The sequence below is a fragment of the Psychrobacillus sp. FSL K6-1415 genome (genome assembly GCF_038003185.1).
GTDB classification, from domain to species: Bacteria; Bacillota; Bacilli; order Bacillales_A; family Planococcaceae; genus Psychrobacillus; species Psychrobacillus psychrodurans.
Map to the genome: position 1 here is coordinate 244,067 of NZ_JBBOOQ010000001.1, position 14,783 is coordinate 258,849.

Here is a 14,783-nt window from a genome sequence, read left to right on the forward strand (position 1 = left end):
TGTGCTATATTGGAAGTTAGAAAATGTGGGAAGGTGGGGGAAAATTTGACCGTATTACCATACATATTCGTACTATTAGGTGCTATTCTATGGGGGACAACAGGAACTGCACAAACATTTTTACCAGACAATGCACACCCATTTATAATTAGTGCTGGACGTTCTGCAACAGGAGGATTATTCCTTCTAATCATTATGATTCTATTAAAAAAAATTAAATTCCGTTCATGGCCTTGGAAACAAACATTATACGCCGCTATTTGTATTTCATTGTTTCAGCTCTTATTCTTTTCATCAGTTCGTTTAACAGGAGTAGCTATAGCGAGTGTGGTTGCTATCGGAAGTGCTCCGATATTTTCAGGATTGATTGAGTGGATATTTTTAAAGATGCGTCCTACAAAAGTTTGGGGAATATCAACTGGTTTAGCGATTACTGGATGTATGTTTTTATTTATTACAAAAGGTGAAGTGAGCATTAATCCAATAGGGGTTTTGTATTCATTGGTCGCTGGTCTTATTTTTGCATTGTATACAATGAATAGCAAATCTTTGCTGCAAAAAGAAGATGCCATATCGGTTGTTGCGATGACCTTCTCGCTTAGTGCCCTATTGTTAACACCTTTCTATTTTATACTTGACGTAAGTTGGTTGCGAGATGCTGGAAACGTAGGAATCATTTTTTATTTAGGAATAGCTACCACTAGTATTGCTTATGTATTATACGGCTGGGGGCTTCGCAAAATCCCAGCTTCCTCAGCGTTAACTTTGTCCCTGGCGGAACCGACAACTGCCGCCTTACTGGGGGTTGTTGTGGTGGGTGAAGTTCTTAGTACAACGTCTTGGGTAGGGATTGGTTTATTACTCGGGAGTATCGTTATTTTAACGTTAGGGAGTAAATCCATTTAGTGCAAAGGGATTAAAGGTAAAAGGATCATTCCAATCAAATAGTAAAACAAAAGGCTGTTTCGAAGAGGATGATTATCGGAGCGGTCTTTTGTTTTTAATTTTTCCTTACAGATTTCAGAACATTGAATATTAATAACTCAAAAATTCAAATTGTTGTCGTATTCTTTTAGTCTTAAAGTAATACTTCTTTCATTTTCTGGTTACAAAGCAATCAAATATAAAACGTTTAGCAAATGAGCTAATTATACTCAGTGTAGTCCTTATTATGTCTTTTTTGTTGATATTTAAAAAGTGATATTGAAAGACGAGTGTATAGAGCAAATTAATATGGAGGGGGGATTATCATCGCTGAGATAATCTTTTGCTTTTTATTTTTTATGCCGTTAAATGCGGTACTAATTTGGAGTTATTTCTACCCTGAGGAAAGTTTGTTATTCGGTAAACGTTGGATGTACAAGGAAGACCCAGAGTTATCGGAAGGCGCTATTCGATACACAAAAGTTACCTCTTTAATTAGTTTGATCGTGATAGCTTTAATTTTTCTTATTTCAATAGTAATTTACGTCATAGAAAAGCTAATGTAATTAATCGGCAACTTAAGTTAAGTTAAGTGACAACCAAATTACTTCAAAAAAAGGAAGGTGTGACGTGAGTCATGCCCTCCTTAAATATATCTTGCTTAACCAATCTTGTTGTTATTCTGTAAACCGTCTAACTTTCTAGAAATCTCTTTTAAAAGCATAGTGCGTTCATTGCTAGATTTAACAAGTGTAATAACAAACCAAATAATAAAAATCCAAAAAGCCAAGAAAATAAGTAAGGGAATCAGTGCAATAAGAGTATTCATAGAGTGCTATCCTCCTTTTTTAAAACTATAGCATAACTAGAAAATACTGTTAAATAAATTTAGGTAAGTGATTAAGTGTTTTTGTATTAAAAGGGCATACATCTATCTCCGTGTTTAAAATCCCAACGTTCCTCGAACTTCCGTCATATGAGACTGACTTACAGGCAATTCGGTCCCATCCTGCAACTGTATTAATAAATTGGAAGAAAAATCGCGTACAATTCGGTCAATAAATAAAATATTTACTATATAAGAGCGGTGAATTCGTAAAAAGCTATCTGGTAGACGTGGCTGCAAGTCTTTCAAAGTGATACTTGTTTTATATGGTTCTTTATTGGCATAGAACCATGTCTTTTTTTGAAGACTTTCTATATGGGACACTTTTTCAATTGGTATAGGCTTCCACTCATCCTCTTGCTTCCCAGTTAAATACTTATACGGAGAAGTAATGGGTACAGCATGATGAAGGGGGAGGAAAACAACTAATGCAGCCTTCTCTCCATTAATCTCAATTGGATAACCGATTCCGTAATAAGGAACCTGGAATAATGCATCCTCTAGTACAGCTTCTGTTCTACATCCTTTTTTTAGTACCAAATCCGCTAAACTATTAGTCTGGATTTTTTGTCCCTCGTTCAAATGAAGATCATGTCCCCCTGCAAGATAGTATATATACCGATCCCATGCTGCTATAGCAATAGATGCCCCTTTCGGTATCCATTCCTCCATTATTAAACTGTACTGTTTTAATTGTTCCTTTCTAAAATTCACTAGTACACCCCCGAAATCATATATTTAACATTCGTCTTTCCAATTCTTCATTCATCCTTATTAAAGGATATTTCATCCAAAAACCAATACAATAATAGTCATCGTGTTATATATTAGATTACAAGTAAAGGAACTGTTATGATACAGTAAAAAAGTCGTATTTTTAAATAATGTTCCTCGACAAACTATTAAGGGGTGTTTGGAAATGTCCAAAAGAAAACAACAGGTAGAAGAACTTCAGAAACAATGGAAAGAAGAAAGTCGTTGGATAGGGATTGAACGTCCATATTCCGCAGAGGATGTAGTGAAATTACGGGGATCTGTAATGATTGAACAAACATTAGCTCGCAAAGGCTCAGAGCGTTTATGGAGATCGCTTCATCAAGAAGATTTCATCAATGCACTTGGAGCTTTAACTGGAAACCAGGCAGTTCAGCAAGTAAAAGCCGGACTCCAAGCAATCTATTTAAGTGGTTGGCAAGTTGCAGCAGATGCAAACCTTTCGGGTCATATGTATCCAGACCAAAGCTTATACCCTGCTAACAGTGTCCCGGCGGTAGTTAAGCGTATTAACCAAGCATTACAACGTGCAGATCAGATTGATCTGGCAGAAGGTAGAGAAGATGATTTTGACTGGTTCGCACCAATTATTGCAGATGCAGAAGCCGGATTTGGAGGGCCATTAAATGTTTTTGAATTAATGAAAGGTATGATTGAAGCTGGAGCAGCGGGTGTACATTTAGAAGATCAGCTTGCATCAGAAAAGAAATGTGGTCACCTTGGTGGAAAGGTTCTTCTACCTACTCAAAATGCTATTCGTAATTTAGTTTCAGCTAGACTAGCAGCAGATGTAATGGGTGTACCAACTGTACTCATTGCACGTACAGATGCAGACGCTGCAGATATGATTACAAGTGATATTGATCCGCGTGATGCAAATTTCTTAACCGGTGCCCGAACACCTGAGGGATTCTTCAAAACAAAATCAGGAATAGAACAAGCAATTGCGCGTGGTTTAGCGTATGCACCATATGCAGATCTGATTTGGTGTGAAACGTCACACCCAAGTTTAGAGGAAGCAAAACAATTCGCTGATGCTATTCATGCAGAATTCCCAGACAAATTACTAGCGTACAACTGTTCACCATCGTTCAACTGGAAAGCAAACCTGGACCAAGAAACAATTGCAAAATATCAAGTAGAGCTGGGCAAAATGGGGTACAAATTCCAGTTCGTAACGCTTGCCGGTTTCCACGCATTAAATCATAGTATGTTCGAACTAGCGCATGACTATAAAACAAGTGGCATGGCTGCGTACTCTAAGCTTCAACAAGCAGAATTCGCAAACGAGGCAAAAGGGTATACCGCTACTAAACATCAGCGTGAAGTAGGAACTGGATACTTTGATGAAATTTCACAAATCGTTTCAGGGGGAACTTCTTCTACAACAGCGATGAAAGGCTCTACTGAAGTAGCACAATTTGCTTAAACCAAATATGGGGATGGGAGGTTAGCGAAAAATGGAACAAATAACGACTAGAAGAATTGAAATTTTAGGGAAAGAGGTTGAAGGGATTCACGGAATCTTAACGCCAGAAGCATTAGATTTTGTAGCTTCCCTTCATTATCTCTTTGATAATAGAAGAAAAAAATTGCTAGAAGAAAGGCAAGTTCGTCAGGGAAAGCTAGATAACGGTGGAACATTAGACTTTTTACCAGAAACAAAAGTGATTCGAGAAGGGGATTGGACAATAGCTCCACTCCCAGAGCATTTAAAGGATCGTCGGGTCGAAATTACCGGTCCGGTTAATCGTAAAATGGTCATCAATGCATTAAATTCAGGTGCAAAGACATTTATGGCTTGTTTTGAAGACGCTACTTCACCAACTTGGGAAAATATGATTGAAGGTCAGCTAAATATGCGTGATGCTGTTCGCAAGACAATCTCCTATACACAGCCTGACACCGGTAAAGTATATAGTCTGCAAGAACAGCCGGCTGTACTTATAGTAAGACCTAGGGGGCTCCACCTTTTGGAGAAAAATATCCAAATTGATGGTGAGGCAATCGCGGGTAGCTTCTTCGACTTTGGAATTTATTTCTTCCATAATGCAAAGGAAGCAATTTCTCAAGGAACTGGCCCTTATTTTTACTTGCCGAAGTTAGAAAGTCATTTAGAAGCACGGTTATGGAATGATATTTTCATATATTCTCAACAACAATTGGGAGTTCCTAACGGGACGATTAAGGCAACTGTATTAATCGAAACGATTATGGCTGCATTCGAAATGGACGAAATTTTATATGAGCTTCGTGATCATTCTGCAGGTCTAAACTGTGGGCGTTGGGACTATATCTTTAGTTATATTAAACGACTCCGCAACCAGTCTCAGATGATTTTGCCAGACCGAAGTCAAGTGACCATGACATCCCCATTTATGCGTGCTTATTCGCAATTATGTATCCAAACCTGTCATCGACGAAATGCATCTGCTATCGGTGGAATGGCTGCACAAATTCCGATTAAAGGGGACGATGCAGCAAACGCAGCAGCTTTTGCGAAAGTAAGTGAAGACAAACGAAGAGAAGCAATGGAGGGGCATGATGGAACATGGGTAGCACATCCGGGTCTTGTATCAGTCGCTTTGGAAGAATTCCAAGAGCATATGCCTACACCAAACCAGATACATCGTAAACGAGAGGATGTTCATATAACGGCAGCAGATTTATTAGAGGTACCTATTGGGACTATTACCGAAGAGGGTCTTCGCATGAATTGTAGCGTAGGGGTTCAATATATAGCATCTTGGCTACGTGGGAACGGAGCAGCTCCGATTAATAACTTAATGGAAGATGCTGCAACAGCAGAAATTTCTCGTACACAAGTATGGCAATGGATTAGACATCCGGAAGGAAAATTAGAGGATGGTCGAAAAATTACCATACCTTTAGTAGAACAAGTGTTAACAGAGGAGTTAGGAAAACTAAAAGCCGCATTTGGTAATGAAGTATTCGGAAACGGTAGCTATACAGAGGCAGCGGAGCTATTCCTATTGTTAATAAGAGAAGATGAATTTATCGAATTTCTAACATTACCAGGCTATGAAAAAATTAGCTGAATAATGAAACCATTCAAGGAGGTGATTTGTGTGAAAACAACTACTCAAGAACTAAACACAAAGGTTTGTCGTGAATGTGGATGTGTTATTAATGAGCAAGTAGAATCATCCCTTTACGAGTGCGAACGTTGTATCGGCTTGAATGAGGAATAACGAACATAAAAAACAGTGAAGGAGTTAGATCGCCGTCACTGTTTTTTTGCGTGCTTTTTACAATTATATATATGGAAGTTGGGTATCAGTGAATGTTCTATGCACATTAATTGATATTTTTTGTTTATTTTTCAAGTATAAAATTTTAGTAGTAATTAAATCAAATACCGCTAAAAATCCACAAAAAAGACACACTTCATCAAGCTAACCCAACAAAATTATTGGGTCTTATGGTATAATCCTTTTCTGGATAAAATAATTATTAAGTACTATATGTTATAGGAAGATAATAATATTCTAATTTGAATAGATAATGAAAGTAAATAATTGTTAATTTCTAAATTTTAAATAATTGTAAATCCAGTATCATAAAATACCTAATTTAAATGGAAATTTGAAATGGGAAATAAGAGAATTGAGGGATTCGTCGTGAAATTGTTTTTTAATTTAAAAACATCAGTAAAGTTGATAGCTGCATTTGTATTCATGGGCATCATTATTGGTGCTGTAGGGTCATACGGAGTGAAGAATTTAGGGAAATCCAATGGACAATTACAATTTATGTTTGATGAACGGGTTGTTCCGATAAGTAATCTTGGGGAGGTTGAGACTTCATATCAGCGAATTCGTGTAAGTATTCGTGATATGGTATTCGTGGCAGAGACAACTTCTAAAAAGCAAGAGTTTGAAAATGTTATTAACACAATAAAAGAAGAGATTGATGCTGAACTAAAGTCATATGAAACTGGTTCTATTATGCTTGATTCTGAACAGGCAATTCTCAATGATTTATATCCTGCTTTAGAAGGATATTACTCTATATTAGATCGAGCTGTTGCGTATGCATACGCAAACGATCAGGAGGGATATTTAGGTATTGCTCCAGAATTTAAGGTATCAGGAGATACAGTAGAAGGTATTATTAGTGATCTCATTAGTCTGAACATTGATTTAGCAAAAAAATCAAATGAAGATTCTAATGCACAGTATTATCAAGCACAAACTATGACTATAATAGTTATTCTAATTGCTGTGTTATTAAGTATTGCTATAGGGTACGGTATTGCTCAAATGATTTCAAGACCATTGAAAAAGGTAGTAACTTTAGTTGGTCAAGTAGCAAATGGTGATTTAACACACTCAACAAATATTGATACAAAAGACGAGGTGGGAGTTCTAGCTACATCGATGAATGCAATGGTAATAAGTTTGCGTAAGTTGATGCAAGACGTAATGAATACATCTCAACAAGTAGCCGCATCATCTGAGGAGTTAACGGCAAGTGCTGAACATACTAGTCGTGCAACAGAGGAAATAACAAATTCAATCCAAGGAATAGCCTTAGGGGCAGAAACTTCTACAGCTAGCCTAGAAGAAAGTTCAACAGGTCTAGAAGAAGTGACACTAGGGATCCAGAACATTGCAGAAAGCTCGAATAGTATCTCAGAAGCTAGCTCAAATGCAACTTCTCAAGCGAAAATGGGAGGGGAGTATGTTGGTAAAACGACTCAACAAATGCATGCGATCAATGAATCGGTAAATGAGAGTAGCGAAGCCATTAGGTCTTTAGGTAAACGATCACAGGAAATTGGGGAGATTACAAAGGTTATTACGGAAATTGCAAATCAAACCAACTTATTGGCATTAAATGCTGCAATCGAAGCAGCAAGAGCTGGAGAACATGGAAAAGGATTTGCAGTAGTAGCAGATGAAGTTCGTAAGTTGGCAGAACAATCTCAACAATCATCTCAACAAATTTCTGAGTTAATAAATGAAATTCAAGTAGAAATGACTCGGTCTAACGAATCAATTAATCAAGTTAAATCGGATGTGGAAGAAGGATTGACGATAGTTGGAAAAACGGAAGAAAGCTTTGAAGTAATCTTGGTTTCCTTGGATCAAGTAGGTATGCAGATAGATGATATGGCTGCGACAGCTGAACAAATGTCTGCCAGTGCCCAAGAGGTTTCTGCCAATGTGGCTAGTAGCACTTCGATGTCAAGAGATTCGTCCGCGAACTCCCAAACAGTTGCGGCAGCTACAGAAGAACAGCTTGCTTCTATGGAGGAAATTTCGTCAGCTTCTAACAATCTATCTGAAATGGCTATGAATCTACAAGAACTTGTAAGTAAGTTTAAAATATAAAATAGAACCCCCTGACATCAATCATTTGGATTTTGTTAGGGGGATTTATAATTTTAGTGAGTGATTGTGTCATAATAGTAGTGATTCAATGATACCGGGAAAACAAGTGAGGTGTTAATATGTCGTCTGCTAAAAAAGATTTAAGGATTTGCAACAAAGGGCACAAGTTTTATAAAAGTAGTAACTGTCGAACATGTCCAACTTGTGAGTTAGAAAACAAACCAGACAGTGGATTTCTTTCGCTGCTCTCTGCACCAGCAAGACGTGCATTAGTCCACAACGGTGTGACTTCTTTGGAGGAACTCTCTAAATTCAGTGAAAAAGAAATTTTGAAATTTCACGGTATAGGACCAGCCTCCATACCGACACTTAAATCTAGTTTGGAGAGAGAGAGTTTGTCCTTTAGAAATTAAAATCATCGAAATAAAAGTGAGTAGGTAGTTCCACAGCCCCTACAAAAGTAATTATTTTCGACTAGCTCGCACACAAGTTTGGAAGAATAATCACTTGTGAAAAGTTATCCCTACGCATAAAGATTTTATAATTCCTCAAAGATTAAAAAATGCATCGCTAAATCACGATGCATATTTTTAAAACCTATTCAGCAAGAAATGTTGTTTGAACGGTCTTTTGCCCACTTTCCTCTACATATTCAATGATTAGTTGTGTGCCTTCCGCCAGGTTTTCAAACTGAGATATTGCCACTTCTGATAATTGCATTACTTCTGTACCGCCATCTACATTTTTCACTTCAATGGAGTGAGGATCTACTAGGCCGATAAAGGTGACTTCCTGTGTTTGAACGACAAGTTTTCCAGGTGACGTCAATAATTCATACGCTACTTTTTCTTTTTGCTCGTTTAACCCACTTGCCGTTGACCAAACAATTAATGTATAAGACCCCGCAGGTAATCCTGCAAGTTCTTCTTCTAGATTGAGTGGAACTGTCCATTCTTCACTAGGCCGTAGTTTCTTTTCTTGCATTTCATTTGTGAATGATTTGTTTGTTGAATAAGTGTAAATGACTGCATTTGCTTTATTCAATAACTGGAATTCGATTTGTTGCCCACTCGACATTTCCAAAACAGCCTCTTCTGATGATTCATTTGTAATCGTAAAAGTGCCCTCTCCATCACCTGTTAGATCAAGCTGTGTGGATATATGTTCCTCTATAGCGTCAGTTCCTGTTTTGGATTCAGTTGTACCGGATCCACAGCTAGCCAAGATAAAGAGAGGGATTAAGAATAGTAAGAACCAACTTACTTTTTTACCTCTTCTCATGTTGTACACCTCCTGTTTAAGAATTAGACCGCTTCCTGGATAAAAAGTTACACTCGATGAGAACAATAATTTTTTGCGAGAAAAGCGAAAGTACCATCAAAGATAAAGTGATGCGTCAGCTGAAACTAAAACCTGTATATAGTACGTTCAATGTGTTTAAAAGAAAATCTTATACTAAGAGAAATACAAAGTGTCGACTCCAACAGGGGTAAGCGAGAAAGTCCGATCTCAAAAGGCAAGCTTCCGGCTGAAATGTAATTTAGTGGAATTGTTAATTCTTAAAAATTATATAACCTATATCATTAAAAAAACTTCCCTGTGTGAGACACAGGGAAGTAGTTACTACGCTTTTACTGGGCTAAATTCATGAACCCACACAGTCATATGGGGCAACCAAGGCATACCGGGATGGTAAGCCAGGATAGATTGTTTATAGTCCTCTACTGATTCAAATCCTTCTTGTTTTGCATGTTCATCTGTCAAATCGCCTAGTGTTTGTATATATACACGGTCTACAACGAAAGACTGACCTTGAAGCTCCATTATTTCGCCTACATCAGCATAGCGGCCATTACGTCGTGTGGCAGTTTTTTTTCCTTGTAATACTAAAGCAACATCGGATTCCATAGTTACTAATCTTTCAACGGAACACGTCTTTGCAGGTAAATTCGTTTCTTCGTGATTTGTCATAATTAGCCCACCTTGTATAAAAATTTTGCTATTTAAAACTAAGTGTACACTTTAATTGGGTTTCTTACTATGAGGATAAAAAGACTATTTTTTATTTGTATAGTTCTGATCTCGTGTAAATGGCTCCGATACAACTGTATGAGCGAGCTCAACAGGAGTCTTGCCTTCTTCTTCAAAATATATTTCCTCTAAATCCGAAAAGTTTTCAAAATAGGAATGAACAATTGTTCCAATAAAAATATTCTCCCCAGCACTTCCTTGTACATTATCTAATCCCTTCATATTTAAAACTAGTTTCTTATTATCGTTTTCAATTCGATAATCAATCAGCTCGACATCAATCACCATAATTTCTTCAAAAATTTGATGGAATAGGTCTTCTGAGAATTCAAAAGTGGCCTCGTATGGCACCACGTTTTCCGCATTTTCATCTCCTTTAAAGACTACAAGTGTTTCTGAAGTATCTGAAGGCACTACATTCCCTGCTTCATGTCCAGCCCATTCGTACGCTATCTCTTGTTTCTGCTCACTTAATTCTTCAGCGGTTGCCCAAGCCACAAGAGTGTATGACCCAGCCGACACTTCTGCTAATTCTGTTTTCAAATCAAGCGGAATGACTATTTCTTCACTTGGTTTCAGCACTTTTTCAGAAATCATAAGGACAAATACTTTATTAGCAGAATAAGTAAATACAGTATTCTTTTCATTGTCTAAAAGTTGGTATTCTAAATCTTGACCACTAGGATACGTTAATGTCACTTCTTCATCTGTTTCATTTTTAATCGTAAAAGTAGCATTACCATCCTCTTCAACTTCTATTTTTGTGGTGACACTTTTATCTTCCTGTTGCTCAGGTTCATTTACGGTTGTAATACCTGAATTATCTGTTCCGCAGCTAGTTAGGATTAATATGAGAAAAATGGTAAATACACTTCCAATTATTCTATTCACTCTATTCACTCCTTTACAAATTAGACAGTTTCACACGTAGAAAGTTACATTTTATTAAATAGTCTTTTTTTCTTAAGAATTTCTTCATATTTTCCCTACTGGAATGTTAAGGAATGAGGGGTACAATAAGTAACATAGAACGATAAGGAATGGAATCGAAGTTAAAACACATCCCTGTGCTATGGATGTATAACGGGCAAAGGAGGTAAATAAATATGACACAGTTTACGGTATTAGTAACAGATGATGACCAAGATATTCGAGATGGTATTGAAATTTATTTAAAAAATGAAGGCTACAGAGTTTTAAAAGCTGCGAATGGTTTAGAAGCATTGCAGTTAATAGAAGAAAACGAAGTTCATGTCATCATATTAGATATAATGATGCCGAAAATGGATGGAATTGCAGCGACATTTAAAATTAGAGAGCAAAAAAATATTCCAATTATTATGCTGAGTGCAAAAGCAGAGGATTCGGATAAGATTCATGGGCTCTCTATTGGTGCAGATGATTATGTGACGAAGCCTTTTCATCCGATGGAATTGGTGGCACGTGTGAAGTCTCAGTTAAGAAGATATACAAAATTAGGAAATTACCAAGGGCAGCAGCAAGTGATTGAAATAGATGGTCTGATTTTGAATAAAGAGGCGAAGGATCTTTCTATAGAAGGTGAGTCCGTTAAATTAACGCCGATTGAATTTAAAATTACAGAGCTGCTGATGACAAATGCGGGACGCGTTTTTTCCATCAATGAAATATATGAACGTGTTTGGAAGGAACCTGCATATAACGCTGAAAATATAGTAGCAGTTCATATCCGAAAAATTCGAGAAAAAATAGAAGCAGATCCTAAAAATCCTAGATATTTAAAGGTGGTGTGGGGCGTTGGCTATAAAATCGACAAGTAAAATGAGTTTTCTTTTATCTATAGTTGCAATTGTCTGTGGGTTACTCTGTTTGTTTTATTGTCTAACCAACCTATTGCCAGTGGTAGAAATTAGAGAGAGCTTTGTTGAAATTATTCAAAACATGAAAGAGGGGATAGTGGGGTGAAAAAACCAATTATAAAGGATTTACTAGTATCTTTGTTAGCGGTAATGATAATTTTAGCATTCTTTACGCTAATTAGAGACGGTGGAAATTATATAGGTAAAACCTATTTTGACAGCGATGGTTTTAATGAAGAAGTGAGTAACTTTGAGTCGTCTGTTGTTTCACTTGTTTTAGCTGTTCCTGAGATTGAAGAAGTTAAGAAAAATATTACCGTTACTGAGGAAGAAATAGAAGAATATCGTTACCGTTTTGGTAGTCTACAAGAGCAACTTGACTCCATCATATATCAGTATGAAGCAAGAACGGACGATGAATCCATTGCAGAACGCAATAAAAAAATGGAAGACATTACGAAAAACTTTGAGGATAATGTCTATGTGAGAGACAAGGTAATAATAGAGAAAGAAAAACAAGTGGATGAGTATTTTCGAGGATTAGAGCGGAGTAAAAATGAGTTTCTAAACTTTAATGGTGGATTTATTTATAGCTTAATAAATAAAGAAACAGGTGAAGAATTTTCAAACGGAGACATGGACTCTAAACTTGCTTACAAAAAGGAATACTCTAGTAAGTCAAATTTTTTAAGAGAAAATGTTGTAAATGAATATATAGAAAACTCTGGGTATGTGGAAGAGTTAATTGCTTACAGTTTCCCTCAATTTGAAGGAACTATTGCTATATCAGAAGCGAGTATTATGAATGGTGATCGAGCAGAGAGCTATCAGTATTTTAAAAAAGAAGAGAGATTATTTTTCGGAATACTTATCCTAGGTACTCTAGCAGCTATTGCATTTATTTTTATATGGAGAAAAAACAAGAGTCATTTTCAGAATGAGGATGGAAAGTATAGGTATCGTAGCTTACCGGTAGATGTTCAATGGGTATTATTTTTTATCACTATTTATATTGTTTTTACTGCAACAAATGAGTTAAGAAACGGTATTATACATTATGGTGGTTATGATATCCCTATCTTTACGCTTATCATTGCACTACTATCAACAGCATTCGCATTTTATCAATGGATGTGGATAGAAAAAGTGTATGGAAATATAGAGTGGAAGAAAAGTCTCGTGTACAGTTGGTTTAAGTCATTAGAAGGCTTTTTCCTAAAACGCACGATTGGTGTACAAACTTTGATCATGCTTGTGGTCATTTTCTTCTGGGGGTTTGGCACATTACTGTCAGTTGTTATGCCAATTGCTTTTATCGTTTGGGTACCTGCAACGATGTTTATTGGTATACCAGTACTTGTGTTTTTATTGTCCAGAATGTCATACCTGAACCGAATTATTGTGAAAACAGAAGAAATGGCAAGAGGCGTTATTGGCAATGAAATCGAAGTGAGAGGGAAGTCACCGATTGCTGAGCATGCGGCTAACTTAAACGGACTTCGTGAACGAATAAAATCCTCGCATTCCGAGCAAGCAAAAAGTGAACGCTTGAAAACAGAGCTCATCACAAATGTTAGTCATGATTTGCGTACACCGTTAACATCTATTATCACATATACTGATTTGTTGAAAAATCCAAGCATTACGGATGAAGAGCGAGCATCCTATATTGCGATTTTGGATAAAAAGTCAATGCGTTTGAAAACACTAATTGAAGATTTATTTGAAGTATCTAAAATGACGACAGGAAATATCGAATTAGACAAACGAAAAGTGGATTTAACCCAACTCCTGCAGCAAGCAATCGCTGAGCATCAGGAAGATATTAATAAATCGGGGCTAGAGTATCGTGTAGCCATTGGCACAAAGCCAATCATGTCATATGTAGATGGACAAAAGTGGTGGAGGGTTCTTGATAACCTAATCATCAATACGCTGAAGTACGCAATGCCTAATACTCGGGTGTATATTAATTTAGATCAAATCGACGGAGAAGCAGTTTTTGTTATCAAAAATATAGCGAAATATGAGCTAGGTAACGACGTGAATGAATTAACCGAGCGATTCAAGAGAGCAGACACATCTCGTCATACAGAAGGCTCCGGACTTGGCCTTGCTATCGCGCAGTCTATAGTGGATTTACATGGGGGCAGTCTGCGAATGGATGTTGACGGAGATTTGTTCAAAGTCACTGTAATAATAGCTGTAATTTAAAAAAAGAAATCCAAACGAGTGAAGGGTTCTGTTACCTCGAAAAACTAAAATTTAACTTGTTATATAAATCTAAAAATAGCAATGAGACTGGGACAGAAGTGGCCTCTATGTATGAAAAAAGTGAAATCGCAAGCGCGATTTCACTTTTTTCACTTTACTTTAAGATTATATGGACAAGATCTTATACGCTTGCCGCATATTTCGGGATATTCACAGCCATTAATGCAAGACCGATTTCGTTTTCGACCTTAGATTTTCCATGAACAGAAAATCGGGTAAAACCAAAATTAGCCTTTGAGAATCCAAAAACTGTTTCCACATCAATCTTACGTTGACGGTAAATGGCACCTGTTTTTCTTCTGAAGGCTTTGTTCGTACATATTCTTTTTGTTGTTCTCATTTCACATTGACCATGAGCCTACGATTCGTACCTTCTTGTGACTTTGTACATAACGTTCGCAGCGGACAACCTGTACAATTTTCACATTCATACATTTTGAATTTGCACTGGAATGATGTTTTATCGGTACGTGTGGCATTGTATTTTTTATACTTGAAATTATGTAGGGTTTACTTGATATAGACGGGATATTAGTTGTATGGAGTGAAGGCGGCGACTCCCAGGGGACAAGCGTGTGCGAGAGACTACAGGCTCGACCCGTGCCCCCAGGAAATTGTTCGCCATAACGGAAAACAACGGCTACGAAGTATATAGAAAAATAAAGCAGTTCAAATTTTACTCCATAGTAAAATTTGAAC

At 37.0% G+C, this 14,783-nt stretch carries 13 protein-coding genes and 1 pseudogene; 8 read left to right on the plus strand and 6 right to left on the minus strand.

What is annotated here, in order from left to right; genetic code table 11:
- Positions 1-45: 45 nt before the first annotated feature.
- A complete protein-coding gene (locus MKY60_RS01230) occupies positions 46-906 on the plus strand; it encodes a DMT family transporter (protein ID WP_340928281.1) in 861 nt (286 codons plus the stop codon).
- 679 nt (positions 907-1,585) lie between these two features.
- On the opposite strand, the gene MKY60_RS01235 is transcribed toward MKY60_RS01230, so the two are convergent.
- Positions 1,586-1,753: a hypothetical protein gene (locus MKY60_RS01235; protein ID WP_241600522.1), complete on the minus strand. Its 168-nt coding sequence runs from the start codon at positions 1,751-1,753 to the stop codon at positions 1,586-1,588.
- A 114-nt stretch (positions 1,754-1,867) separates the two neighbouring features.
- Positions 1,868-2,524 carry a LytR/AlgR family response regulator transcription factor gene (locus tag MKY60_RS01240; RefSeq protein WP_340928283.1) on the minus strand — a complete coding sequence of 219 codons (657 nt, stop codon included), beginning with the start codon at positions 2,522-2,524 and terminating at the stop codon, positions 1,868-1,870.
- Between the two features lie 205 nt (positions 2,525-2,729).
- Between MKY60_RS01240 and aceA the strand changes: the two genes are divergently transcribed.
- From aceA to MKY60_RS01265, 5 genes are all read left to right on the plus strand, one after another.
- Positions 2,730-4,013, plus strand: a complete 1,284-nt coding sequence (aceA, locus tag MKY60_RS01245) for an isocitrate lyase (RefSeq protein ID WP_340928284.1) — start codon at positions 2,730-2,732, stop codon at positions 4,011-4,013.
- A gap of 31 nt (positions 4,014-4,044) precedes the next feature.
- Positions 4,045-5,643 (plus strand): malate synthase A, encoded by a 1,599-nt coding sequence (gene aceB / locus MKY60_RS01250; protein WP_340928285.1) that lies wholly within the window; start codon positions 4,045-4,047, stop codon positions 5,641-5,643.
- 30 nt (positions 5,644-5,673) lie between these two features.
- On the plus strand, positions 5,674-5,796 hold the full coding sequence (gene yhfH, locus MKY60_RS01255) for a protein YhfH (protein ID WP_139219695.1): 123 nt from the start codon (positions 5,674-5,676) through the stop codon (positions 5,794-5,796).
- A gap of 399 nt (positions 5,797-6,195) precedes the next feature.
- On the plus strand, positions 6,196-7,941 hold the full coding sequence (locus tag MKY60_RS01260) for a methyl-accepting chemotaxis protein (protein ID WP_340928287.1): 1,746 nt from the start codon (positions 6,196-6,198) through the stop codon (positions 7,939-7,941).
- A gap of 119 nt (positions 7,942-8,060) precedes the next feature.
- Complete coding sequence (locus MKY60_RS01265; RefSeq protein ID WP_093495329.1) at positions 8,061-8,354, plus strand: RNA polymerase alpha subunit C-terminal domain-containing protein; 294 nt, start codon at positions 8,061-8,063, stop codon at positions 8,352-8,354.
- Between the two features lie 184 nt (positions 8,355-8,538).
- Here MKY60_RS01265 and MKY60_RS01270 read toward each other — a convergent pair whose 3' ends face one another.
- The 3 genes from MKY60_RS01270 to MKY60_RS01280 all read right to left on the minus strand — a co-directional run bounded on the left by MKY60_RS01270 (position 8,539) and on the right by MKY60_RS01280 (position 10,863).
- Entirely contained in the window at positions 8,539-9,222 is a 684-nt protein-coding gene (locus MKY60_RS01270; protein WP_340928288.1) for a BsuPI-related putative proteinase inhibitor, read from the minus strand.
- 342 nt (positions 9,223-9,564) lie between these two features.
- Positions 9,565-9,912 carry an ASCH domain-containing protein gene (locus MKY60_RS01275; RefSeq protein WP_090569951.1) on the minus strand — a complete coding sequence of 116 codons (348 nt, stop codon included), beginning with the start codon at positions 9,910-9,912 and terminating at the stop codon, positions 9,565-9,567.
- Between the two features lie 84 nt (positions 9,913-9,996).
- Positions 9,997-10,863, minus strand: coding sequence for a BsuPI-related putative proteinase inhibitor (locus MKY60_RS01280; RefSeq protein WP_241600529.1), 867 nt, complete (start codon positions 10,861-10,863; stop codon positions 9,997-9,999).
- Between the two features lie 215 nt (positions 10,864-11,078).
- Here MKY60_RS01280 and MKY60_RS01285 point away from each other — a divergent pair, with 215 nt between their 5' ends.
- Both MKY60_RS01285 and MKY60_RS01290 read left to right on the plus strand, forming a co-directional pair.
- On the plus strand, positions 11,079-11,771 hold the full coding sequence (locus MKY60_RS01285) for a response regulator transcription factor (protein ID WP_093495326.1): 693 nt from the start codon (positions 11,079-11,081) through the stop codon (positions 11,769-11,771).
- Positions 11,772-11,912: 141 nt separating this feature from the next.
- Positions 11,913-14,024, plus strand: coding sequence for a sensor histidine kinase (locus tag MKY60_RS01290; protein WP_340928290.1), 2,112 nt, complete (start codon positions 11,913-11,915; stop codon positions 14,022-14,024).
- Positions 14,025-14,205: 181 nt separating this feature from the next.
- On the opposite strand, the pseudogene MKY60_RS21155 reads toward MKY60_RS01290, so the two are convergent.
- Positions 14,206-14,567 (minus strand): annotated as a pseudogene (locus tag MKY60_RS21155) (transposase); the annotation flags it as partial.
- Positions 14,568-14,783: the final 216 nt, after the last annotated feature.